The sequence below is a fragment of the Desulfolithobacter dissulfuricans genome (genome assembly GCF_025998535.1).
GTDB lineage: Bacteria > Desulfobacterota > Desulfobulbia > Desulfobulbales > Desulfobulbaceae > Desulfolithobacter > Desulfolithobacter dissulfuricans.
Window position 1 is genome coordinate 2,511,019 of the sequence record NZ_AP024233.1, and the last position, 24,886, is coordinate 2,535,904.

Consider the following 24,886-nt stretch of genomic DNA (forward strand, 5'->3'; position numbering starts at 1 on the left):
CCGGGAGGAGCCGCCCATGAACACAGCTGAAAAATTGATCAACAAATTCAATGAAATTAAAACGTTACCCCACATAGTTACCCGGCTTGCCGAACTGATAAACGACCCTGATTCCACCCTGCACGATTTCGAAGAGGTGATCCGGACCGATCCGGCCCTGGTGGCCCGGTTGCTGACCCTGGTCAACAGTTCCTACTACGGCCTGATGCGTAAGGTGGATTCCATCTCCCGGGCCGTGGCCCTGCTGGGGATGAAAAACCTGCACAATATCGCGGTCACCGATGCCTTAAACGAGATGTTCCGCTCCACCCGGGATGACTCCGACGGCTTTTCCCCCTCCCGCCTCTGGCTCCATTGTGCCGGCACAGCCATCTGCAGCAAGATGATCGCCGAACGCATCTTCTCCATCAACGGGGATGACGCCTATCTCTGCGGCATTCTCCACGACATCGGCCTGCTGGTGGAAAGCCAGGTGGCAACAGAAGAATTTCTTCAGGCTTACGAGGCCTGGGACGCCGAAACCTCCAGTATCATCATAGAGGAAAAAAGATGGTTGGGCACCGATCATGGTGTGATCGGCTACCTGCTTGCCAGGAGCTGGCAGCTGCCCGAGCCGCTGGCCGAGGCGGTGCGGAATCATCACACCTTAGCTGATGATATCCAGCCCCGGTCCCTGCTGGGGATCCTGCAGATGAGTCAGTACATCCTCGCCCAGCTCGATCTCACGGTGAAACCAGGGGAAACCATGCACCTGCCCCCTTCCCTGGCCACCCATATCCAGGAAAATGTCGAAGAATACCGTGTCCTGGCCGCCGACCTTCCCGAAGAGATCGAACGCATCCAGCAAATGTACAACCTGTGAGAGAGCGCCTATGTCCCCCCAGCCCCTGTTTACCGATCTTGTCGACCCGGCTGCCGAGCTCGCGGAGCTGTGCCGTCACCTGGAACAGGAGATAGAAACGGTTCTCTTCCTCTGCCTGGCCCAGGACAACCGCCATGTCGCCACCAGGGGCTTTCCCCTGGAGCCGGACGTGGCAGCCGCCCTTATCGAACAGCAGGCCAGATACTCCTCCGAGTCCTCCTTTGCCCACGGGGAGCGGCCATTCTTCTTTCTTGCCATCCCGGACCTGAACACCTCGCTGCTGGGCACCCCGGCCCGACCTGAAGAAGGGGACCAGGATAACCGGTGGCTGGCCACCTGTATCCGGCTGGCGGTCCAGCTTTTTCTCTCCCGGCTGGAAACCCGGGAGACACTCAGCCGCCTGCGGATCCAGAAAAAACAGTTTGAGCGTAAATTCGCGGTTCTGGAAAGCAAGTTCCAGGATATCATGGCCGAGAACGAACAGAACTATCTCAAGATCCAGGAACAGCAGCAAAGCTACAACAAGACCCTGCAGTCGGAGATCCGCCGGCAGACCGCGGAGCTGCGCAAGGCAAAGATTGCCGCCGAGGCGGCCAATGTGGCCAAGAGCGAATTCCTTGCCGCCATGAGCCATGAGATCCGAACCCCCATGAACGGGGTCATCGGCTTCACCGACATGCTGCTCGACACCAACCTGGATCCGGAACAGGAAGAGTTCGCCCGGACCATCAAGCGCAGCGCCGAGGCCCTCCTCTCTCTGATTAACGATATCCTGGATTTCTCCAAGATCGAGGCCGGCAAGCTGGACCTGGAATGGATCGAGTTTGACCCGGAGATAACGGCCCAGGATGTCTGCGACCTCATCCGCCCCAGGGTAGCCACCAAGCCGGTGGAAGTTTTATGCCGGATCGACAGCCGCCTGCCGGCCAACGTGGTCGGCGACCCGGGACGGTTCCGCCAGGTTCTGATCAACCTGATGGGCAATGCGGCCAAGTTCACGGAAAAGGGCGAAATAGAACTGGCCATCAAGGTGGAGGAGGAGGGAGACGAGACCATCACCCTGCACACCACCATCCGTGATACCGGCATCGGTATTCCACCCGAAAAGCAGGAGAGCATCTTCGAGGCCTTCCGCCAGGCCGACGGTTCCACCACCCGGAAATTCGGCGGCACCGGTCTGGGCCTGTCCATCTGCCGCAAGATCGCCCAGCTCATGGGCGGTCATGTCTGGGTCGAAAGCGAGCCGGGCCAGGGGTCTGTCTTCCATTTCACCGCAGTCTTCAAAAAGGCTGCCAAACGGCAGGCCAAGACCTTCCGCAAGGTCTCCCTGGAGGGCAAACGGATCCTGGTGGTGGATGACAACCGCACCAACCTGAGCATTGTCTCCCACATACTGGAAGCCGGCGGGCTCCATGTCACGGCCCTGGACGAGTCCGCCCGGGTCGAGGAGGTAGTGGGCAAGGCCATTGCCGCCGGTACGCCATTTGACCTGGCGGTACTCGATATCCAGATGCCGGCCCCGGATGGATACACCCTGGCCCGCTGGTTCCGGGACCACAGCGAAACCGCCACCCTGCCCCTGCTCGCATACACCTCATCCACGGAACGCAACGCCAACCGGTGCCGGGAAGCCGGTTTTGACGCCTTTCTCACCAAACCGGTGCGAAGGGAAATACTCTTCCGGACCATTGAAAAACTGCTGGCCCGGGAAGAGACCCCCGATGCGGCCAAGAGACAGGACAAGCTCATCACCCAGTACTCGGTGCGCGAAGAGATGAAACAGTCGGTGCGGATCCTGCTCGCCGAGGACAACCTGGTCAACCAGAAGCTGGCCACACTGATCCTGAGCAAGGCCGGCTACCAGGTGGAAGTGGCAGGAAACGGCCTTGAGGCGGTGGAGATGGTGAGCCAGGATCCGGATCGGTTCGACCTCGTCCTCATGGATGTGCAGATGCCGGAAATGGATGGTCTGGAGGCCACCCGGGAAATACGACGGCGCGGGTTCACGGATCTGCCCATTGTGGCCATGACGGCCAATGCCATGAAAGGGGATAAGGAAAAATGCCTGGAGGCGGGCATGAACGATTATATTTCCAAGCCGATCAAGCGGGAGATCGTCTTTGAAATCATCGAAAAATGGCTCCTGAGCGAGCTTGGCCGGCGGGCATGAAAGAAGACTGTTTTCCAGGCGCGAGCGGAGTCGGAACCAGAGAGAGACAACCCCCTGAAGGCGGACTGCGCGCCTATGCCTTTGCCAGGGTCCAGGACGAATCCAGATTGAAGGCCTTGATGCGTACCATCCTGCGTATCCTCTTTATCGTGCGCGAGGAGTTTTTCCGGGCCAGAATCACCCTGCGGGCCTCGGCCCTCACCTATACCATCATCCTCTCCATGGTCCCCCTGCTGGCCATGAGCACCGCTGTGCTCAAGGGACTGGGCAGCGACAACCAGCTCAAGATCGCGGCCTACAAATTCATTGATCAGCTCGGACCCGGACCTGACGTAAACAACACCACTGCCGACAACGCCCCGGGTTACGAAACCGGGGAGGAAGTCGTGGTCGGCCAGGCCTCTGGCCAAGACATGATCACCCATCTGCACAACGCGGTGGACATGATCTTTGACTATGTGGACCGGACCAATTTCGCCGCCCTCGGAGCCTTTGGTATCGTCGGACTACTGCTGACTGTGATTCTCATGCTCAGCACGGTGGAAGACGCCATGAACGCCATCTGGCATTCCAGGAAGGGTCGGCCGCTGTTGCGCAAGGTCATGGATTATCTCGGCCTGCTCATTCTTTTGCCGATCTCCATCAATGTCGCCCTGGCCGGTGACGCCGTCCTCGAGAGCCCGCGGATGCTGGCCGCACTGCAGGCGGTGATTCATTCTGCCTGGGTGATCAAGGTTCTGCTCAAGCTGCTGCCCTTTCTCTTCGTCATCCTCAGCCTGATGATCATGTATCTCTTCTTCCCCACGGTCCGGGTCCAGACCTCGGCCGCCTTCAGTGGAGCGGTGTTTGCGGCCGTATTCTGGTTCATTGTTTTACGGATCTATATCGTTCTCCAGATCGGGGTGGCCAAATACAACGCCATCTACGGTTCCTTTGCCACCGTTCCCCTGCTACTCATCTGGATTTACCTGGGCTGGACCTTCATCCTCCTGGGGGCTACCCTGGCCTTTGCGGTCCAGAACCGCAACCGTTACCATCTTCCCGGACAGCACCGTACGCCCCTGCAGAACCTGCAACTCTGCCTGGACATCCTCAAGATCATGTACGGTCATTTTTCCCAGGGCCAGCCGACCCCTCTGGACCGGTTAATCCGGGAACTTGACCGCGAGCAGGAGGCGGACATCCAGCAATGTCTCGATCTGCTCCTGGCAGGACAACTTATCTACCGGGTTGAGGCCAATGACGATCCGACACTGGTGCCGGCCAGTCCACCCCAGTCCTTCCGGGCAGTCGAACTGGTCCAGCTCGTTTTCGGGCGCCATGCCTCGCCCACGCCGGGCGGAGAGATTGCCGCCCGAGCCGTTCGGGCAGCAGAAGATACCATACGAGCGCTTGCCCACAAGCTCCTGACAACCACCCAAACAACCCGAAACGCCCATGCCGAACAAGACGCCAGCTGAAATCACCAAGATCCTTGGCAGCAACAACGTTATCCTCGTGGCCCCGGATGCCCACCAGGGCCGACAGACAGATAGTGGCTATATGGACCGACTGGCCCGGGAACTGGCCACAAAGCTGCACTGCTACGGGATCATCAACTCCAAGTACAAAAAGAGCATTATCGATTTCACCAATGTGGAGGAGATCAAGAAACGAAAAAAAGTCACCGATGACTTCCTGCGCCAGCTCAAAACCTTCAAGGATGAGATACGGGGCAACAGCCTGCTGCCCATGGTTATCATCCTCCAGCAGGGAGAGGACAACCAGGAAGCGGACCTGCTGTTTGGCTATGGCCAGGGGGAGCGGGGCAACCGGCAGCGGCCACACCGACCCACCATGTCGCCCTCCCAGCTTGGCAAGATCCGGTTGGCCCTGGAGGACCAGGGGCTTTCCACCGAAGTGGCCCCTCTGGACTCACCCTGGTGTGGACGGGAGCCCCACAGCCTCAACCAGCTGTTTCGCCAGAAGAATTACCTGGAAGGATTTTTTGACCCCGAAGTACGCTCTCTGATGATCGTCCTCAGGCCCGGGTTGCTTGACAGCCCGGAGGCAGCGAAAAGGACCGGCCAGTCCATGGCAGTGGCCCTGGGCGAACTGGTCCAGAACATGTCGCTGGTCCGGAAAATCGAGCTGGCCAACATCGACACCATGAGCAGCCAGGACCTGCGGTTCATCTTCCGGATCAACCCGGCGGATCAGTATGACGACCTGCTGCGGGAATCCTACATCGAAGACCTGGCCACCTCTATCCGCCGTAACGGCCTTCTCCATCCCCTGGTCCTGCTGCAGAAACAGGATGGGCGTTACAAAATTCTCTGCGGCTTCCGCCGCTTCCAGGCCATAAAAAGGCTCAACTGGCAGTGGGTGGAGGCCAAAGTCTACCACGAAGAAGACTTCACCACCGAGGACTTCTTCAACATCTCACTGGCGGAAAACACCAAGCGACGAAACCTCAATCCCATTGAAATCGGCAATTTTCTTGAATCCGCGGCCCAGGAAATGGGCCTGAACAACGCCCTGCTGGCCGAACAGTTCGGCGAGACCCTGGGTATCGGCCGACCGGGACAGAAGGTCTCCCAGTCCACGGTACATAAATATCGCAAAGTGAACCAGATCCGGGTCCGCGGCGAATCACCGGAGATGATTTCGGACGTGATCAACGACCGATTGCAGTTTTCCATAGCAGCCGAGATCCTGGCCCCGATCCAGAACAGTGCCGACCGCGACAGCCTCTACCTGGAGATCATCAAACCCCTGGCACCCACCCGACCGCAGTTGCTGCAGATCATGAAGCTGCTCCAGGATATTGATCCGCGGCTGCACGAGGCCATCCACTCACCCCAGGTTCGTGAAGCCCTGGAACGGGCCACCAATGCCGAACAGAAGGCGGCAGCCTTTATTCGTGCCCTGCAGACCAGGGACCAGTCGGGCGTGGAGAAAAAGAAAAAACAATTTGAACAGAAGGTGGCCCGGCTGAGAAAACAGCTCTTTGGCAAAAAGGCCGGCAAGCGGGATTTCAACATCACCGCCCCTTCCAGAATGGACAAGGGGGAATGCACCCTCCACATCCGCCTGAAAGACGGTCACCTCGAAGAGACTCTGACCCAGCTCCGCCAACTGCTCGAGGACCGGGACAAATTGACCGAGCTGGTCAACATGACCAGGAAATAGTCCTTCACCTCTTTCAGATCCGACAACCTGGAACCATGAATTTTCGCATGCGAAAAACAGCACCCTCTCTTCTGATCTTCATCATTCTGTTCAGCGGAGGCTTCTCATGGGGCGGGGGAAACAGTGATCCCCTGACAGCGCCCCTCAGGGAGCTGGCTGACAAAGGCGACGGCGAAGCCGCTTTTGCCCTCGGACTCAGGTATGAGTATGGGGACGGTGTGGAAAGGGACCCGGAAGAGGCCATGTACTGGTTTTCCCGAGCCGGGGAGAGTAACGTCCCCGCGGCCTGGCTCTACCAGGGAATGAAATACCTCACGGGCAATGGAGTGGAGCAGGATCGGGCCCGAGCCGAACAGTATCTGCAAAAGGCCGCCCTGCACGGCTGGCCCATGGCCCAGTTTCTCCTCGCCAACCTGTACCTGGAGGAAAACCGGGCCATGGAAGCCGCGATCTGGCTGGAGCTTGCCGCCGAGAACGGATATCCCGGCGCCCGGGCCCAGCTCGAGGAGCTGCGCCAGACCAATCCCCTGGAACAAAGCATTGTTGCCAGACGGCTGGCCCGGGTCCGAGAGCTTATGAACAGGAAGCGTCCAGCTCCCCGGAACCACCGAGCAGGTGATGGGCCTCTTCCAGCGCCCTGACAAGATCGTCCACCTCCCAACCTGCCCCTGCGGCAATATCCCGCCAGTCATAACTCCGGCACATGGAACCATTATTGCCCGCCACCCAGGGCATGTCACGGCCCAGTTTGCGGTACCTGGCGCGGGCAAAATCCACCAGGTTCCAGCCCCGGGCCAGGTTCCATAGCCAGAGGATAAAGGGGATATTGATATAGCCGGGGGTCTCCTCCCAGGAGGGAAATTTCTTCCACAGGGCGTCGGGCCGGGGCTGGCCGGTGGCTTCTTCCATGGCCCGGTGCCAGCGCCCGGCTATGTCGGTTATCAGGGATAGCTGGTCCAGTCGGGCAAGACCGTCCAGGTGGAGATCAAAATCCGTCGGCCGGGCCGCCCCGACACTGATGGTGTGGATTTCCGGTCGTCCCAGGCAGAAGAGGTCATTGAACTGCATGGGATGGAGAGGAGCCGACAGGCGGACAAGCAACGACGGTGGACTGTGAAGCATGCCGCCCTTGTCCGAAGGACTGATGATAAAGACCCCCATGTCCCGGTTCCTGGCGGCGCGCAGCACCGGGGAGTGGGCCTGGAGAATCATGTACCAGTGGAGATTGATGAAATCAAAGCCACCATCTTTTTCATGGCGCACGGCAGCCAGCTGGACCCCGGTGGAGCCATGGCCGGAAAACCCGACCCATCCGACCCGTCCCCGGCGCTGCAGTTCCCTGGCCGCCGCCAGGCAGCCCCCGGGCCTGCAAACCTGCCACAGAGAATGGTAGTCGTTAAGACCATGGATGGCCAGCAGGTCCACCCGCTCCACCTGGAGTCGATCCAGGGAATCCAGCACATTGGCGGTAAACAGTTCCGGGTCATCTTCGGGCCGGACCTTGGTCTGGAGGATATAGCTGTCCCGGTCGATACCGGCCAGCACCCGGCCAAGCTGACGCTCCGCGGTCCCGTAGCCGCGGGCGGTCTCCAGGTGCGTTATCCCCGAATCCAGCGCCCGGTGAACGATACCTTCCAGCCTGTGCTGGCTTTCCAGGGGGATCTGGCCTGGATCCATGTCCTTCCAGGAATGCATGGAGCGCATGAGGCCGCAGGAGAGCACCGGCATCCGCAGTCCGGTCCTGCCAAAGCAGCGGTAGATCATGGGACAAGACTCCAGACCATATTATCGCGCCTCTCCCCGGCCATACATTCATCCTTCATGTTGCAGGTCCTGTCCAAACCCATTCCGGGCCGCGATGGATGAGGGAAAGAGCGAGAGGTCGGTGTGGGGCAGAAAGAGGGCGGCCACATATTCATCCTTGAAGCTGGGCACCTCGGAGAGTTCGAAGCTGGTCATCTTGCGCACCACCTCGACCACGTCGCGGCGGATATGATTGGAAAGCGCGCTCATCCGGCAGCCCATGAGGGAACCATTGCCCACATAGACCACCTTGTCCACATCGATTTCTGGCAGCAGGCCGACGGTCATGGCAGAGTCGATATCAATGAAACTGCCAAAGGCCCCGGCCAGGACCACCTGTTCCAGATCAGCGACCCCGAGACCAACCTCCTGGAGCAGGGTCTTGACTCCGGCGAAAATGGCACCCTTGGCCCGCATAAAATTCTCAATATCCACTTCCGTCAGGACAATATCATGCTCCGCCCCTGATTCCTCCTGCCAGGCCAGGACAAACTCGTATCCGCTTCTGCCCTCGCGGATCCGTTCACAGTCACTGTCCCGTCGGTACTTGCCCCGCTGATCGATGACCCCGCGCTCAAAAAAGACCGCAATGATGTTGAGCAGCCCGGAACCGCATATTCCGATCGGCGGTTTACGCTCCAGGGTGGTGTTCATCGGCTCCCAGGTTTCGGGATGGATACTGCAGTCGGTGATGGCTCCGGCAGCGGCGCGCATGCCGCAGCTGATCCCTCCGCCTTCAAAGGCAGGTCCGGCGGAGCAGGCGGTACAGACCAGCCACTCGCGGCTGCCGATGACAATCTCAGCATTGGTGCCGATATCGATATACAGGGTCAGCTTCTCGGTCCGATACATGCCCGAGCCCATGACCCCGGCAACAATATCTCCTCCCACCCAGCTGGAGATGGCCGGGTAGACCAGGGCCACGCTGTGGGCGGGAAGATGGAGCTCGAGATCCGTGGAACGTATCGGGGGAAACAGCGCAGAAACAGGAACATAAGGAGAACGCCTGATATTGTTCGGTTCCAGACCCAGGAAGAGATGGGTCATCACCGTGTTGCCGGCCAGGGTGATGGAGGTGATCTCTTCGGCCTTGACCGCAGCCTGGGACAGAATCCGGTCAATGATACCGTTGATGGTTTTGGCCACGGCCCGGCGCATGGTTTCCAGGCCGTCATCCTTTTCACTATAGATAATGCGCGAAATCACATCTTCGCCATAGCTGATCTGACCGTTGTAATCCCCTGCCTCGGCCAGAACCTTGCCATGGTGGAGATCCACCAGCTGACCGTACACTGTGGTGGTGCCGATATCCACGGCCAGGGCGAAGTTCCGGTTGACCCAGTTGCCGGGCTGGACATCAACGATAAAGGTTCTTCCCCCGGAGGACACCGGCCGGGCCACGGTCACGGTGACCCGGAAATCATCCTCACGCAGGACACGGCGCAGCTTACGCAGGGCCGGCAGGGTCACCATCAGATGCCGTTCATTATACTGGTGGTTCATGCCGGTGACTACCCGGCCGGCATCGGCCATGTTGTCCACCGGACTTGGCCGGGGCAGCTCAAGGAAAAATTTTTCCACCGGTGGCTTGAAAATTCCGGCTTCCCGCAGCTCCTCGATATCAAAAAAACGCGCCGTGGCCCGGTGCCGCCTGGGCACGGTGGTGGTCAGCCCTCCCCGGCCAAGGCTGGAGGTGACCACAACCCGAACCCGGACATCACCATGCACGGTGGCGGTACAGGCCTGCCGTATCCCGGACCGGAGTTCCTCTGGAGAAAACTTCTCCGACATCCCGCCCTGGATCTCACCGTGTTCGACAGCCACTCTGCACTTGCCGCAGACGCCGCTGCCACCGCAGGAGGCATTAATATGGAGGCCTATCTTCTGGGCCGCCTCAAGAAGGGTTGTCCCCTCCTCCACCTGCACCTGCATCCCGGCGGGCAGAAACTCCACTGTGTACATCGGCCTGCTTGCCATACATGCTCTCCTTCCCTGCTTCCTGACGAAAAATACGATGGTCATGTTACCACCATTACCACACTGCTGGCAATTAACAGAAACAACCCCGACCATCTTTTTTCAGTCGCGGCGAGCTGGAACCTGATTGTGTTCCATCACCAGCCGGGAAGGCAGCGCCCCATGCCGTCAACCATCACCTGGACCAGGAACGTTGATACACAGTTACGCCGGGAGCCCCCCAGTCCCTGGGTCATTTTTTCACACAGGAACCGGGGTGTTGGCTGTTGCCGGAAAAGGCGTCGACAGAGGAGGCATCCAGACTGGAAGACTGCCGGATGAGAACAGCGGAGATGAAGACGAGAGAGAAAAGGTCAAGCACCGGCAAGCATGCCTTCACGTTCGATAAAGGCCAGAACTCCGTCCACGCCATCACCGCTTTTCAGGTTGGTAAAGAGAAAAGGACGCTCACCCCGCATTTTGGCGGCATCCTCCTCCATTACAGCCAGCGACGCGCCGACCATGGGTGCCAGATCGATCTTATTGATGACCAGCAGATCGGAGCGGGTGATACCGGGACCGCCCTTGCGCGGGATTTTGTCTCCGGCGGCCACGTCAATGACATAGATCGTCAGGTCAGCCAGTTCCGGGCTGAACGTGGCACTCAGGTTGTCACCACCCGACTCCACAAGAATCACATCCAGGTCGGGAAAACGCAGACTCAGATCTTCCAGGGCGGCCAGGTTCATGGAGGCATCTTCCCGGATTGCCGTATGGGGACAGCCCCCGGTTTCCACGCCAACGATCCGCTCGGACTCCAGGGCCTGGTTGCGAATCAGGAACTGCGCATCTTCCCTGGTATAGATATCATTGGTAATGACCGCAATTTCATAGCGCTCCCTCATTCTGAGGCACAGAGCCTGGATCAGGGCGGTCTTGCCGGAACCGACCGGACCGCCGATACCGACCCGCAGAGGTGTCTTGTTCATCATGTTCTCCTTTCAGGAACGGTAAAGTCTGGTGTACTGCATCTCATGACCACAGCAGGCCAGGGCCAGGGCGGGCATGGCCGAGCCGATGTCCTGCTCCTCAAATTCCAGTCCCCTGGCGACAACAGCGGGAATACGCCCGGCCAGGTCAAAGAGGATCCGCTGGCCTGCTGTCTGTCCCAGGGGAATTATCTTTATTCCGGCCAGGACCTGATTTTCCAGCCAGCTCCATACATACCCGGCTGCGGCCTGACGTACCGGGATGTTCCAGGTAACAGCCGCCAGAGCATATCCGGCCAGCTGACACAGGGCAATGCTCTGGTGCCAGTCTGCTGCCCGGCCCACCTCCATCTGGCGCAACAGGGTGGCCAGGGCCCGGCCGCGATTCTGTTCTTCAAGCCGCAGCTCGCTGGTTTCCCGCCAGGCAAGCAGCTGCTCACTCCAGTGAACCAGCGCCTGTTTCTCTCCCTGTTCACAGGCAGCATACATACGGCGTAAAATGGGAATATCCACCCGGGACATGGCGTGTTCAAGCAGGTCTTCAAGCCAGTGCTGAAGATCCGCACGGTTCTGGATCCAGCCCGCCTCCACAGCCCACTCGATTCCCTGGGAATAGGAAAATCCGCCCGTGGGAAGGGAAGGACTGATCAGCTGAAACAGGCGCAGCAAAGCGGTATCATGCATGGTGATGTCCATGGCCTTCAGAAGCGTAGGCTCCATGTTCCGGTTCAAAGGGCGCCAGCTCACGGGTGACCGTAAGTCCCAGTCCGCGCACCATTTCGTCCAGAACATGATCGTGGAGATAGCGCACCCATTGACGGTCTATCTGCAGGAAGACATGGCGATTCCCCAGATGGTAACAGGCTCTGGCCAGGTGCAGGGTATCATGGCACGAAACCTGCGATACTTCCTCGGGTGCCGCCAGGATGCGGACCACGCAGGAAGTGCTGTCATCCACGAGCAGGTCGCCACCGCGCAGCACCGTCCCCCTGGGCAGAAACAGTCCCGCCTCCTGGCCATTGTCAAGCTGCACCCGCAGCCTGCTCTTGATCCGTTTTTCCCAGGGCAAAGTCAAGGTAAGGGCTTTCCGGCCCGGGTCACTGTCTGTTTTTCGAGTCAGGCAAATCATGATCAGAAAAGAAAATAACGCTGGGCCATGGGCAGGACCGCAGCCGGTTCACAGGTAAGCAGCCGGCCGTCGGCCCGCACCTCGTAGGTCTGGGGATCCACCTCAATGACCGGTTGATACCGGTTATGGATCATATCCGCCTTGGAGACCTGCCGGCAGTTTTCAACCACCGCTATCCGACTGGCCAGCCCCAGCTCCTCATGGATGCCATCCTCAAAGGCGGCCCTGGACAGGAAGGTCAGCTTCGTGGCAGCCCGCGCCCCGCCCAGAGCACCGAACATGGGCCGGTAATGCACCGGCTGGGGCGAGGGGATGGAGGCGTTGGGATCGCCCATGGGCGCGGCCGCAATCATGCCGCCCTTGAGAACCAGGCTGGGCTTGACCCCGAACATGGCCGGTTTCCAGAGCACAAGATCGGCCAGCTTGCCCGGTTCCACGGAGCCGACCTCATGGGCGATGCCATGGGCAATGGCCGGATTGATCGTGTACTTGGCCACATAGCGCCTGGCCCGCTGGTTGTCATTCCAGGCCGGATCACCATCCAGACTGCCGAACTGGACCTTCATCTTGTGGGCTGTCTGCCAGGTGCGGATAATCACCTCGCCTACACGACCCATGGCCTGGGAATCCGAAGCGATCATGGAAAAGGCGCCCAGATCGTGGAGAATATCTTCCGCGGCAATGGTCTCCCGCCGGATCCGGGACTCGGCAAAGGCCACATCCTCTGGTATACCCGGATCCAGGTGGTGACAGACCATGAGCATATCCAGATGTTCATCCACCGTATTCACCGTGTAGGGCCGGGTGGGATTGGTGGAAGAAGGCAGAACATTTGGCAGAGAGCAGGCACGGATGATATCCGGCGCATGACCGCCTCCGGCGCCCTCGGTATGATAGGTATGGATGGTCCTGCCCTTGAAGGCGGCCATGGTCTGTTCCACAAAACCCGATTCGTTAAGGGTATCGGTATGGATGGCCACCTGGATGTCCATGGCCTCAGCCACGGCCAGACAGGTATCAATGGCTGCCGGGGTGGTGCCCCAGTCCTCGTGCAGTTTCAGGCCCATGGCCCCGGCCCGCACCTGTTCCTCAAGGGGCGCGGCCTGGCTGGCATTGCCCTTGCCCAGAAACCCCAGGTTGACGGGCAGCTCATCGGCGGCCTGCAGCATCCGGTGAATATTCCAGGGTCCGGGGGTACAGGTGGTGGCATTGGTCCCGGTTGCCGGACCGGTGCCCCCACCCAGCATGGTGGTGATGCCTGACATGAGGGCCTCTTCCACCTGCTGCGGACAGATAAAGTGGATGTGCGCATCGATGCCGCCGGCAGTGACAATGGACCCCTCGGCCGCAATGGCCTCGGTGCCCGGGCCGATGATGATATCCACCCCGCCCTGCACGTCCGGGTTGCCTGCCTTGCCGATCCCGCTGATCCGACCGTCCTTTATCCCGATATCAGCCTTGATAATGCCCCAGTGATCGAGAATCAGCGCATTGGTAATCACCACATCCACTGCCTCGCGGCTGGTCCGCTGGCTCTGTCCCATGCCGTCGCGGATCACCTTGCCGCCGCCGAACTTGACCTCATCCCCGTACAGTGTCCGGTCCTCTTCCACCTCGATCCACAACTCGGTATCAGCCAGGCGAACCCGGTCTCCCGTGGTCGGCCCGAACATCTCGGCATAGGCCCTGCGTGCAATAGTTGTCATTTCTCTTCCTCCAAAGGCCCCATGACCAGTCCCTGAAAACCGTATATCAGCCGATCACCGCCATAGGCCACCAGCTCCACCTCGCGGCTCTGCCCGGGCTCGAACCGCACCGCTGTTCCCGCCGGAATATTGAGCCGGAACCCACGGGTCGGTTCCCGGTCAAAAACAAGGGCCTCATTGGTCTCGTAAAAATGATAATGGGAACCCACCTGGATGGGCCGGTCGCCGGTATTGGCCACGGCCAGCCGCAGAGTTTCCCTGCCCCCATTGAGTTCTATCTCTCCGTCCTGTGTAACCACCTGTCCCGGAATCATCATGATGCAGCCTCCTTTCAGACAATGGGATTGTGAACGGTTACCAGCTTGGTGCCATCGGCAAAGGTGGCCTCCACCTGCACCTCGTCAATCATCTCGGCCACCCCTTCCATGACATCGTCACGGCCAAGGAGCGTCCGGCCGTAATCCATGAGCTCCGCCACAGAGCGCCCCTCTCTGGCCCCCTCCAGGATGGCGCCACTGATGTAGGCGACCGCCTCGGGATAGTTCAGCTTGAGTCCCCGCTCCCTGCGCCGCTCGGCCAGGAGTGCCGCGGTAAACAGCAACAGCTTGTCTTTTTCTCTTGGTGTCAGTTCCATGATCGTGATTCCTGAACTTTTTGTTTTTTCAGAAAACCCTGTCCTCAGATCAGGGTCGGAGATGAACGGCTTTGCAGTACAACAACGTGCTCATGCCCTGCGGGCTTCATTCAATACCAGCCCCTCTGGGTCGGTTTTTATTTTTCCAAAGGCTGCTACGTCGCCCAGATCCTTGGCAGACAGACCTTCCGGCCCAGAAGCGATGGACGGAGCCTCTCCCATATTCCAATAAAAAACCGTCGCGCCTCTTCGGTGGAATACCCCAGATACCTGGCAACCAGCACCCCATCAAGCAGAGTCATGCCCGTACAGGCTCCTTCCATTGTTTCCTGCTTTTTTCCCCGCAGGGATTCCAGCAGATCCTCTCCCACGCCGACCGCGAGCATGGTTGCCGTGACCGGCAGGGAACGAAGCCCTGGCCTGCGCTGCAGATCTTCCTTTCCTGCAACCCGGAGTTTCTCCAGGACAAGTGGCCTTCCGTCACGATACAGCTCGAGTCCGGCCAAAAGGGTTCCTGAGTGAAACTGCTCATCGATAACCGGACGCCCGAGACAAAGAATCTCCCAGCCCAGAAATTGCGCTGATCCCTGCAGATCTATCCGTGTCAGAAGCTCTGCCAGGGCTCCGGGAAAAACAATATTTTCCTGGGGCAGCCATTCCAGACAACCGCCCTCAGCCACCTGGAACCGCTGCCTGACCCTGGCGGTGTTCAAGATCGACCGGTACAGCTTGGTTGCCCCGGGCGTGGTGAGCAGGGCCGCACCGCCACTTTCCACCTTGACCCGAAGATCCAGAACGTCACCCCCGACCACCCCGCCGGGCGGATGAAGAATATATGTATGACAGACCCCATCTTCCGGATAAAAAGGCCTCTGCACGGTCAGGGGACCGAGACGGCGGGTTCGGCACAGCTCGGTACGGCCCGGGCCAGGCCCGTAGGTCAGCTCAAGCCGGGCCTGCCAACCCGTTTCAACTCTCTTTTCTGCCAGCACAGGAACGCTCACCTCACACCGTCAGGTAGTCACGGACCAGGTCATCGGTCAGATCATCCAGATGCCCCCGGGCCATGACCCGGCCCCGGTCCATGATGAAAAACCGGTCCGCCACCTGACGGACAAAGGGCAGTTTCTGCTCGACGAGCAGGACCGTCATCCCGGCCTCACGCTGCAGTCGACGAATGATTTCACCTATTTCGTGGACTATGTTGGGCTGGATACCCTCGGTGGGTTCATCAAGGATGAGCAGGCTCGGTTCCAGGACCAGGGCCCGGCCAATGGCCAGCTGCTGCTGCTGGCCGCCGGAGAGGTCGCCGCCGCGCCGTCCGAGCATCTCGGCCAGGACCGGGAAGAGCTCAAAGACCAGCTCAGGAATCTTTTTCCGCTTTCGCCGACCGGTATTCAGGCCAATACGTAGATTCTCCTCCACCGTGAGCAGGGGAAATATCTGCCGTCCCTGGGGTACGTAGCCTATCCCCAGCCCGGCCCGCTCTTCTGCCGCCAGTCTGACAATATCCTGCCCGTTGAAAACGATCTGGCCGGATCGCACGGGTACAAGCCCCATGATGCAGCCGAGCGTGGTGGTTTTGCCTACCCCGTTTCGGCCCATCAGACAGGTGCATCTGCCCTGCTCCACCTCCAGATCCACATCCCACAGGATATGGCTTTCGCCGTAATACTGGTTGAGATGTTCAATGGTCAGCATGATTATTCCCCCAGGTAGACTTCGATGACCCGCTCATTGTTCTGGACCTCGTCCATGGTTCCTTCGGCCAGCACACTGCCCTGATGCAGCACGGTCACCTTCCCGGCAATGGAACGGATAAAGTCCATGTCGTGCTCCACTACCACCACGCTCCGGGTTCCGGCCAGGGAGGTCAGCAGTTCACCGGTACGCTCCATTTCCTGCTGGGTCATACCGGCAACAGGTTCATCCACCAGCAGCAGCAGGGGATTCTGCATGAGCAGCATGCCGATTTCCAGCCATTGCTTCTGGCCGTGGGAAAGCGATCCGGCCCGGTGGTGGACATGCTCCGTGAGGCCGATGATGCCCAGGACCTCGTCGAGCTGGTCCTGCTGCTCCGCGCTGAGACCGGAGGTGAGCAGTGGCCAGATGGTCCGTTCTCCGGCCGCTGCCAGTTCGAGATTTTCATAGACCGTGTGGTGTTCAAACACCGTTGGTTTCTGGAACTTGCGGCCGATACCGGCACTGGCTATCTCTGGCTCGCTCATCTTGAGCAGATTGAGCTGCTGCCCGAACCAGACCGAACCGGTATCCGGCCTTGTCTTGCCGGTGATGATATCCATCATGGTGGTCTTGCCGGCCCCGTTGGGCCCAATGATGCAGCGCAGCTCTCCGGCCTCGATATAGAGATTCAGATCATTGATGGCCTTGAAGCCGTCAAAACTGACCGTGATATTTTCAAGATAGAGGATGATGCCATGGCTCAGGTCCAGGTCCGGCGGCACATCAGGCACCAGGAAGTCAAAGACCTGGTCCCGGCGCATGTAGTTTCGCATCGCGTCCAGTACAGTCATCCGTTCACCTCTTTTTTACGAACCAGACCAGCAATCCCGCGGGGCAGAAACAGGGTGACCAGGACAAAAAGCGCCCCCAGAGCAAAGAGCCAGGCATCAGGCATGGCCCCGGTCAGCCAGGTTTTGGCATAGTTGACCAGTAAGGCACCCACCACCGCTCCATACAGGGTTGCCCGGCCACCCACGGCTACCCAGATAACCATTTCGATGGAAAAAAGCGGGGCAAACTCACCAGGGTTGATGATGCCCACCTGGGGCACATAGAGGGCCCCGGCGATACCGGCCAGCACGGCGGAAAAGGCAAAAATCACCAGTTTGAACCGCTCAACCCGGTAGCCGATGAAACGGGCCCGGTCTTCTGCATCCCGAATGGCAGTGCATAATCTTCCCAGCCTTGAGGAAACGATCCAGCGACAGCTGAGATATCCGGCACCAAGAGCAATGGCCGTAACAACAAAAAGCGCCGCCCTGGTGGTGTCCGCCTGGAGGGAAAATCCCAGGATATCCTTGAAATCGGTCAGGCCGTTGTTGCCGCCAAATCCCATCTCGTTACGGAAAAAGGCCAGCATCAGGGCATAGGTGAGGGCCTGGGTCATGATGGACAGGTAGACTCCGGTGACCCGGGAGCGGAAGGCGAGAAAACCAAAAACAAGCGCCAGCAGCCCCGGCACCAGCACCACCATGAGCATGGCAAAGGGAAACCAGTTGAAACCATGCCAGAACCAGGGCAGCTCCTGCCAGTTGAGAAAGACCATGAAATCAGGCAGCAGTGGATGCCCGTACACACCGCGAGGGCCTATCTGACGCATGAGGTACATGCCCATGGCATAGCCGCCAAGGGCGAAAAAGGCACCATGCCCGAGGCTGAGAATCCCCAGATATCCCCAGACCAGATCCATGGCAATGGCCAGCAGACCGTAGCAGAGATACTTGCCAAGGAGTGTCATGGTATAGGTGGACACATGCAGAGCGCTGGAACTGTCTACACCCAGGTTGAGCAGTGGCACCAGCACGGCTGTGGACAGGAGGAGAACAAAAAAAATCTGTCCCGGCCGGTCCTGTAGGAAAAAAGAACGTGCTTGCATGACATATTACCCCGCAGCGCGGCCCTTCTGGGGAACAGTCCCTGGGGCCGTTTCTGGATAAAGAGAATAATGAAGACCAGGATCAGTATCTTTGCCAGTACGGCACCGGCCCACGGTTCGAGAAACTTGTTGGCCACCCCCAGGGAAAGCCCACCCACAAGTGTGCCCCAGAGGTTGCCCACCCCGCCGAAGACCACCACCATGAACGAGTCAATGATATAGGCCTGGCCGAGATTGGGCCCGACATTGGTCAACTGACTCAAGGCCACACCGGCAATGCCGGCAATACCGGAACCCAGGCCAAAGGTGAGCGCGTCCACCCGGGCCGCCCGGACCCCCATGGCCATGGCCATGGCCCGGTTCTGGGCTACGGCCCGGACCTGCAGGCCCAGAGAGGTCTTCTTGAGGATGAGAAAAAGCACCGCGAAGACCAGCATGGAAAAACCCAGGATGGTCAGCCGGTTCACGGTCAGTGACAGCACGCTGTTGATCTGCAGGGAGCCGGACATCCAGGCCGGAGTCTCCACCGAACGGTTCAGGGGTGAAAAGATGGTGCGCACGGTCTGCTGCAGAATCAAACTGATACCAAAGGTCGCGAGCAGGGTTTCCAGTGGCCGGCCATAAAGAAAACGGATCACACTCTTTTCGATCACAATGCCGACCAGACCCGAGACAATAAAGGCTGCCGGAATGGCAAGCAGGACAGCCAGACCGATGGAATGGGGCATGAGCTGCTGCATCACCCAGGTAGTATAGGCACCAAGCATGATCAGTTCTCCATGCGCCATGTTGATCACCCCGATCACCCCGAAGGTGATGGCCAGGCCGATGGCGGCCAGCACCAGGACCGATCCGAGGCTGAGCCCGAAGAACATGGTCTCCAGCAGCCGGAAAAATGAAACCCTGGCCTCTATCCGATCCAGGGCCGCCTGCGCCTTTTTCCTGAGTTCCTCATTATCAGAGACCTGTATCACCTGCCGGATCGCATTGGCGGCTGCAGGGTTCAGGGTGGAGCCGAGGCGTTCCAGGGCCTTGAGCTGGAGAGACGGGTCCTTTGCCTTAAGGTCCACCAGCGCCACGGCGATTGCCAGAGCTTTGCGCACCCGGGAGTCCGCCTCCCCGGCCAGCCGCTCCCGCAGTACTCCGGCAAGGGCTGGCTGCGGATTGGCCAGCATCCTTGTTACTGCGGCCAGACGCCTGTCCGGATCGGAATGGGTGAGATCCATACTGGCCAGCACTGACTTGATCTGTGTGCGCAGACTGTTGTTAATGGTAATTTTCTTGAGCGCCCGTTTCTTCACCGTGCCCAGGGACTGGCCGCTGATCACATCGGTGATGTGATATTTGCGTCCATCTTTTTCCCCCTGGACAAGAACGCCATCCTTTTTTGTGTAATAGAGGTTGCCCTCAAGCAGCATCTTAAGAATTTTTTCAGCCTTATCGCTGCCGCTTATCCCGAGCTTTTCAATGCCCTCGGCCTTAGCCTGGAAACTCTGCTGCCTGAGCAGAACGATTGCTTCGTCAAGGCCTGCGTTCTCGGAGGCGGCAAGACACGGCAGGACCGCAAACGCTGCAAGCAGCAACACGGCAACAAACAGCCTCAAGGCGTATCCGCTGTATGGAAACGGGTAACAGTTCATCTCGACCCCTGGGGTATCCTCTCCCAAAATCAAACAGTACAGAAAGACGGGGGCGGCAGAAGACCGCCCCCGTTACAGCTGGCCGGTCAGATTATTTCTGTCCCGAACATTTGCCGGTTTTCACGTTGTAGTTGCCGCAGGCAAGGGGCTTGCGCCAGTCAGAGATAATATCTCTGGAGCCTTCCAGGTAATCCGACCAGGCATCACCCACCACACTGCCGGGGGTCTGCCAGACGACCTCGAACTGGCCATCACCCTGGATCTCACCGATCAGAACCGGCTTGGTGATGTGATGGTTGGGCATCATGGCCGCATATCCACCGGAAAGATTGGGTACGGTCACGCCGATAATGGCTTCCTGCACCGCATCAGGATCGGTAGTCCCGGCCTTTTTCACTGCCTCGACCCACATGTTGAAGCCAATATAATGAGCCTCCATGGGATCATTGGTCACCCGTTTGTCACTCTTGATGAACTTCTGCCAGTTCTCGATAAAGGCATCGTTGATCTCAGTATCCACACTCATGAAGTAGTTCCAGGCAGCCAGGTGCCCGACCAGGGGTTTGGTATCAATACCGGAAAGCTCCTCTTCACCGACCGAGAAGGCCACAACCGGAATATTGTCAGCCGTTACACCCTGATTCCCCAGTTCCTTGTAAAAAGGAACGTTGGCATCGCCATTGATGGTGGAGACAACCGCTGTTTTCTTGCCCTGAGAGCCGAACTTCTTGATCTCGGCCACAATAGACTGCCAGTCGGAATGACCAAAGGGGGTATAGTTGATCATGATATCTTCCGCAGCCACTCCCTTGGATTTGAGGTACGCCTCAAGAATCTTGTTGGTGGTCCGGGGATAGACATAATCGGTACCGGCCAGGACCCAACGCTCAACCCCCAGCTCGTTCATCAGGTAATCAACCGCCGGAATAGCCTGCTGGTTCGGCGCCGCGCCGGTATAAAAGACGTTTTTCGAGGATTCTTCACCCTCGTACTGGACCGGGTAGAAAAGCAGACCATTGAGCTCCTCAAAAACCGGCAGCACCGATTTGCGCGATACCGAGGTCCAGCAGCCAAAAACAGCGGCCACTTTCTCTTTTTCCAGAAGCTCGCGCGCCTTTTCGGCAAAGAGCGGCCAGTTGGAGGCGGGATCAACCACAACAGGCTCCAGCTTCTTGCCCAGCAGCCCGCCTTTCTTGTTCTGCTCATCAATGAGCATGAGCATGGTGTCCTTAAGGGTGGTTTCACTGATGGCCATGGTGCCGGACAGCGAATGGAGCACCCCGACCTTGATGGTATCAGCAGCCTGGGCCACAGAGCCCAGAAGACTTCCCGCCAGCATGGCACAACCGGCGGCAACGGTAAGCAGTTTGTTCTTCATAACTCTTGTACCTCCTTGTTCTGGTTTGTTTATATTCCTGCCCCGAACAACCGGTTTCAGGCATTGTGCTTCAGCCACAATGACTCCAAAAGATGTGCCAGGAGGTAATTCTTTGATTCGCATCAAGCCTTTTCCCTGTTTATACGAAGAGAATAATGATCCTGTTTTATTTCGACAAAAATGAACAACAGCGTACACACATATACATTTTCGTGAAAACGACAGACAAAAACGTTCATTGTCTAACAATTTTGTGCAAAAAATTAAGGATCGATTGCCAGGTGGAAAACTGAAATGCGATATCAGAAAAGTTCAGCAGGGCAACCGGGGGAAACAGGAAAATTTAGCGTGAGAAGTAGCGGGAACGGGAGATTAAACGTGGCAAAGAATCATACCGTATCAAATCAAATCAGATCAGATCAGATCAAATGATATGATATCAAATTCAGAGTAATTCACCCGGAATCACCCATACAGATGTCCCGGGAACATGCGCGCTAATCCGTTAGGCTGGTTACCTCTTGCCACAGATCACCGATACGGAGCGAGCGCTGTGTTTTCAGTTGTCCCACCGCATATTTGATACCAAAAAGGAGAATTTCTCTTTTACGATGTACTTTTATGGTACAATCCAACAAAAACAGGCAGTAAGCACATCTGTCACTCTTCGCTTCCGCCGACATAACATTACCACAAAACTCGTCCTCCGTTATGATTAAGCCTGGCTTATATGAACAACTGATCACCGAAGCACTGCAGGAAGAATTAGACCAGCTCCATTCCCGGTTCGAGATTATTCAATCCCGGATTGACGCAGGAGAAAGCCACTCCGTTCTTGCACAATTCATGGAGAAATTCCTGGAAAGTCTTCTCTCGCAGGCAAAAGGTCCGAACAAGATCAATGCGCAAATAGAAATATGCAATAAGCTCATAAGGCTGGCTGCCAGGGAACTGGAAAACATTTCTGACGGCTGGCCGCAGATCAGGCAAAGTGGAAAACGTCTGCTGCAGATACATGACCCGGCTTTTGCCAGACACCCGAAACCTGAAACGCCCCTGTCTGTCTCCTCGTTACTCACAGCCACATCAGGCGACCCGACCCTGGTTTCACAGCTCAAGCAGGAGATCCTCCACGCCGACCATGTTGACATACTGGTATCTTTTATAAAATGGAGCGGAATCCGGATTATCAAGGACGAACTGGAAGAGGTAACCAGGCAGGGAAGACTGCGCATCATCACAACATCCTACCTTGGCGCCACAGACCTGAAGGCCATTGAGTACCTGCTCCAGCTTCCAAATACCGAAGTCAGGGTCTCCTTTGACACCAAACGAACCAGGCTCCATGCCAAGGCCTATATTTTTCACCGCGCGAGCGGCTTTGGCACCAGCTATATCGGGTCATCAAATATTTCCAATCCCGCAATGACCGACGGTCTGGAATGGAATGTGAAAGTATGCCAGTACGAGTCAGAACATCTCTGGGAAAAAATCAACGCCACCTTTGAGACCTACCAGTTATCCAAAGATTTTGACCTGATTTCCCTTGCAGACCTGCCCCGGCTCGATGATGCCCTGAGCCGTGAAAAAAAGGGTTCCCCTGCCCCGGAAGAACATCTGGCATTTTTTGACATTACCCCCTACCCCTTTCAGCAGGAAATTCTCGACAAATTAGAAGCAGAAAGGACCCTGCACAACAGGACAAAAAATCTTGTTGTAGCGGCAACAGGAACAGGCAAAACCGTGATTGCGGCGTTTGATTTCAAGCGATTTTCCGCCAATACCAACGCTGCCCGCCTGCTTTTCGTTGCCCATCGGGAAGAAATCCTCACCCAGGCACGGGCTGTATTCCGAAATATTTTACGGGATGAAAACTTTGGAGAGTTGTGGGTGGGCAACCATACGCCGCGCCACAAAGAGCAGCTCTTTGTCTCTGTGCAGACCTTTCACCGCCAGGAACTCTGGAACCAGCTTGATCCTGATTTTTACGACTTTATTATTATCGATGAATTCCACCATGCCGCAGCGTCCAGCTACGAAAAACTGACTGATTACTTTTCACCGAAAATTTTACTTGGCCTGACCGCCACCCCTGAACGGGCCGACGGAAAGGACATCCTCAAATATTTCGATGGCCATATCAGCGCCGAAATCAGGCTACCCGACGCGATCAACCGCAAACTCCTCTCCCCTTTCCAATATTTCTGCATAACCGACCGGGTTGATTATTCGCAGGTAACCTGGCGCCGGGGAGGATATGACAAAAAAGAGTTGGAGGCATTGCTTGTCACCGGAGATGACATGCGGGCCAGGCTGATCATAAACAAGGCCAGGGAACTGCTCCTTGACGTGTCCCAGACGCGCGGACTCTGCTTTTGCGTCTCAAAAGAACATGCAGAGTACATGGCCGGGCAATTTACCAAGCATTGCATTCCCGCCCTGGCGCTCACCACGGACACACCGGACCACGAACGAAAACATGCCGTCCGGCAACTGAAAAACAGGGAAATCAACTTCCTCTGTGTTGTTGATCTGTTTAATGAAGGGGTGGATATCCCGGAAATAGACACGGTCATGTTCCTGCGCCCCACGGAAAGCCTTACCGTGTTTCTCCAGCAGTTAGGCCGTGGCTTGCGGCTCTGCGAGGGAAAAGACTGTTTGACGGTTCTTGATTTCATTGGCCAGGCCCATCAAAAATTTAACTTTGAAATCAGATTTCGGGCCCTGCTTGGCCAGACTGCCCGAAAAATTGAAGACGAGGTGGAATCGTCCTTTCCATCACTCCCGTCCGGATGCGTGATCGAGATGGAAAAGGAGGCGCAACGCTATATTCTGGAAAATATCAAAAAGGCCCTCACCCATGCCAACAAAAATCAAATTGTCAGCCGCATTGCCTCCTTTACCAATGACACAGGTCTTCCCCTCACCCTTGAGAACTTTCTCGAACATCACGGCCTGGATCTTGACGACATTTACAAGAAAGCTTCCTGGGCAAGACTTTGCGCCCTGGCCGGCGAGAGAAGCGATTTTCACGACCCGGATGAAATAATCCTGAGCAAGGGCCTGCGCCGGTTCTGCCACAACAACTCCGCGCCACAACTCAACAAGCTCTTGTCATTTTTGCAGGACAAGCAGACCGAATTTGCATGGACCAGCCTGCCCGATGAAACCCGGCTCTTACTGACAATGTTCTGCTTTTCTATCTGGAACAACAGACCACCCGGACAAAGCTTGGAAGAAAACATCACTGCCTTGAAAAAAAACCCGGTGCTCTTTGCGGAAGCCATCCAGTTGATCCGATTGCTGCTCAAAAAAGCAGACACCCTGGTGCATGAAACTTCCCTGCCATTCCCCTGCTCTCTGTCTGTCCATGCCTGTTATACCAGGGACGAAATTTTATCTGGCCTTGGTTTCCTCACTTTTGAGCACAGGGTCAATGTCCGGGAAGGAGTAAAATATCTTTCTGAAATCAAAACCGATGTGTTTTTCATCACCCTCAACAAGACAGAAAAGGATTATTCTCCAACCACGATGTATAAAGATTTTGCCCTGGACGAGACCACCTTTCACTGGCAGTCCCAAAGCACGACCAGTGATACCTCGCCAACAGGCCAGCGGTATATCAACCACCGAAGACTTGGGAACCATATCCTTCTGTTTGTCAGGGAACACAAAAAGATAAACGGCCTGGCCTGCCCCTATTCCTTTCTCGGGCCGGCCACCTATGACAGCCACACTGGCAGCAAACCCATGTCAATCATCTGGAAACTGCACTATCCAATGCCGGGTAAACTTGTCAGAACAACAGCACGCCTGGCGGTGGCCTGAT

The 24,886-nt window shown here is 57.4% G+C and carries 20 protein-coding genes; 6 read left to right on the plus strand and 14 right to left on the minus strand.

Translation table 11 applies throughout. The features are described from left to right. Positions 1 to 16 precede the first annotated feature (16 nt). Genes GF1_RS11075 through GF1_RS11095 form a run of 5 tightly spaced genes read left to right on the plus strand, consistent with a single transcriptional unit; the run spans position 17 to position 6,844 of the window. Positions 17 to 862, plus strand: a complete 846-nt coding sequence (locus tag GF1_RS11075) for an HDOD domain-containing protein (protein ID WP_267926613.1) — start codon at positions 17 to 19, stop codon at positions 860 to 862. 10 nt (positions 863 to 872) lie between these two features. Beyond that, positions 873 to 3,032 (plus strand): response regulator, encoded by a 2,160-nt coding sequence (locus GF1_RS11080; protein ID WP_267926614.1) that lies wholly within the window; start codon positions 873 to 875, stop codon positions 3,030 to 3,032. Then, entirely contained in the window at positions 3,029 to 4,492 is a 1,464-nt protein-coding gene (locus tag GF1_RS11085; protein ID WP_267926615.1) for a YihY/virulence factor BrkB family protein, read from the plus strand. The genes GF1_RS11080 and GF1_RS11085 overlap by 4 nt, the downstream gene beginning before the upstream one ends. Then, positions 4,470 to 6,203, plus strand: coding sequence for a ParB/RepB/Spo0J family partition protein (locus tag GF1_RS11090; protein WP_267926616.1), 1,734 nt, complete (start codon positions 4,470 to 4,472; stop codon positions 6,201 to 6,203). Before GF1_RS11085 ends, GF1_RS11090 begins: the two co-directional genes overlap by 23 nt. 47 nt (positions 6,204 to 6,250) lie before the next feature. Further along, the gene (locus GF1_RS11095; RefSeq protein ID WP_267926617.1) at positions 6,251 to 6,844 is read left to right on the plus strand and encodes a tetratricopeptide repeat protein; all 594 of its coding nucleotides are present in this window, start codon (positions 6,251 to 6,253) and stop codon (positions 6,842 to 6,844) included. On the opposite strand, the gene GF1_RS11100 is transcribed toward GF1_RS11095, so the two are convergent. The 14 genes from GF1_RS11100 to urtA form a co-directional block, all read right to left on the minus strand. Beyond that, complete coding sequence (locus GF1_RS11100) at positions 6,777 to 7,967, minus strand: aldo/keto reductase (protein ID WP_267926618.1); 1,191 nt, start codon at positions 7,965 to 7,967, stop codon at positions 6,777 to 6,779. The genes GF1_RS11095 and GF1_RS11100 overlap by 68 nt on opposite strands. Before the next feature lie 48 nt (positions 7,968 to 8,015). Then, positions 8,016 to 9,983, minus strand: a complete 1,968-nt coding sequence (locus tag GF1_RS11105) for an ASKHA domain-containing protein (RefSeq protein WP_267926619.1) — start codon at positions 9,981 to 9,983, stop codon at positions 8,016 to 8,018. 353 nt (positions 9,984 to 10,336) lie between these two features. Continuing rightward, positions 10,337 to 10,951: an urease accessory protein UreG gene (gene ureG / locus GF1_RS11110; RefSeq protein ID WP_267929141.1), complete on the minus strand. Its 615-nt coding sequence runs from the start codon at positions 10,949 to 10,951 to the stop codon at positions 10,337 to 10,339. A gap of 12 nt (positions 10,952 to 10,963) precedes the next feature. Next, the gene (locus GF1_RS11115) at positions 10,964 to 11,671 is read right to left on the minus strand and encodes an urease accessory protein UreF (protein ID WP_267926620.1); all 708 of its coding nucleotides are present in this window, start codon (positions 11,669 to 11,671) and stop codon (positions 10,964 to 10,966) included. Further along, a complete protein-coding gene (gene ureE, locus GF1_RS11120; protein ID WP_267926621.1) occupies positions 11,628 to 12,080 on the minus strand; it encodes an urease accessory protein UreE in 453 nt (150 codons plus the stop codon). Before ureE ends, GF1_RS11115 begins: the two co-directional genes overlap by 44 nt. A 2-nt stretch (positions 12,081 to 12,082) precedes the next feature. Then, the gene (ureC, locus tag GF1_RS11125; protein ID WP_267926623.1) at positions 12,083 to 13,786 is read right to left on the minus strand and encodes an urease subunit alpha; all 1,704 of its coding nucleotides are present in this window, start codon (positions 13,784 to 13,786) and stop codon (positions 12,083 to 12,085) included. Continuing rightward, positions 13,783 to 14,100, minus strand: coding sequence for an urease subunit beta (locus tag GF1_RS11130; protein WP_267929142.1), 318 nt, complete (start codon positions 14,098 to 14,100; stop codon positions 13,783 to 13,785). The genes ureC and GF1_RS11130 overlap by 4 nt, the downstream gene beginning before the upstream one ends. Before the next feature lie 17 nt (positions 14,101 to 14,117). Then, positions 14,118 to 14,420, minus strand: coding sequence for an urease subunit gamma (gene ureA / locus GF1_RS11135; RefSeq protein WP_267926624.1), 303 nt, complete (start codon positions 14,418 to 14,420; stop codon positions 14,118 to 14,120). Positions 14,421 to 14,575: 155 nt separating this feature from the next. Then, positions 14,576 to 15,412 carry an urease accessory protein UreD gene (locus GF1_RS11140; protein WP_267926625.1) on the minus strand — a complete coding sequence of 279 codons (837 nt, stop codon included), beginning with the start codon at positions 15,410 to 15,412 and terminating at the stop codon, positions 14,576 to 14,578. Between the two features lie 13 nt (positions 15,413 to 15,425). Further along, positions 15,426 to 16,121 carry an urea ABC transporter ATP-binding subunit UrtE gene (gene urtE, locus GF1_RS11145; RefSeq protein WP_267926626.1) on the minus strand — a complete coding sequence of 232 codons (696 nt, stop codon included), beginning with the start codon at positions 16,119 to 16,121 and terminating at the stop codon, positions 15,426 to 15,428. Positions 16,122 to 16,123: 2 nt separating this feature from the next. Continuing rightward, positions 16,124 to 16,954, minus strand: a complete 831-nt coding sequence (gene urtD / locus GF1_RS11150; RefSeq protein WP_267926627.1) for an urea ABC transporter ATP-binding protein UrtD — start codon at positions 16,952 to 16,954, stop codon at positions 16,124 to 16,126. After that, positions 16,951 to 18,039: an urea ABC transporter permease subunit UrtC gene (gene urtC, locus GF1_RS11155; RefSeq protein WP_353740412.1), complete on the minus strand. Its 1,089-nt coding sequence runs from the start codon at positions 18,037 to 18,039 to the stop codon at positions 16,951 to 16,953. Before urtC ends, urtD begins: the two co-directional genes overlap by 4 nt. Further along, on the minus strand, positions 17,937 to 19,679 hold the full coding sequence (gene urtB, locus GF1_RS11160; RefSeq protein WP_435051699.1) for an urea ABC transporter permease subunit UrtB: 1,743 nt from the start codon (positions 19,677 to 19,679) through the stop codon (positions 17,937 to 17,939). Before urtB ends, urtC begins: the two co-directional genes overlap by 103 nt. A gap of 91 nt (positions 19,680 to 19,770) precedes the next feature. Further along, the gene (gene urtA, locus GF1_RS11165) at positions 19,771 to 21,057 is read right to left on the minus strand and encodes an urea ABC transporter substrate-binding protein (protein ID WP_267926630.1); all 1,287 of its coding nucleotides are present in this window, start codon (positions 21,055 to 21,057) and stop codon (positions 19,771 to 19,773) included. Between the two features lie 711 nt (positions 21,058 to 21,768). Between urtA and GF1_RS11170 the strand changes: the two genes are divergently transcribed. Further along, positions 21,769 to 24,885, plus strand: coding sequence for a DEAD/DEAH box helicase (locus tag GF1_RS11170; RefSeq protein ID WP_267926631.1), 3,117 nt, complete (start codon positions 21,769 to 21,771; stop codon positions 24,883 to 24,885). The last annotated feature ends 1 nt before the right edge of the window (position 24,886 follow it).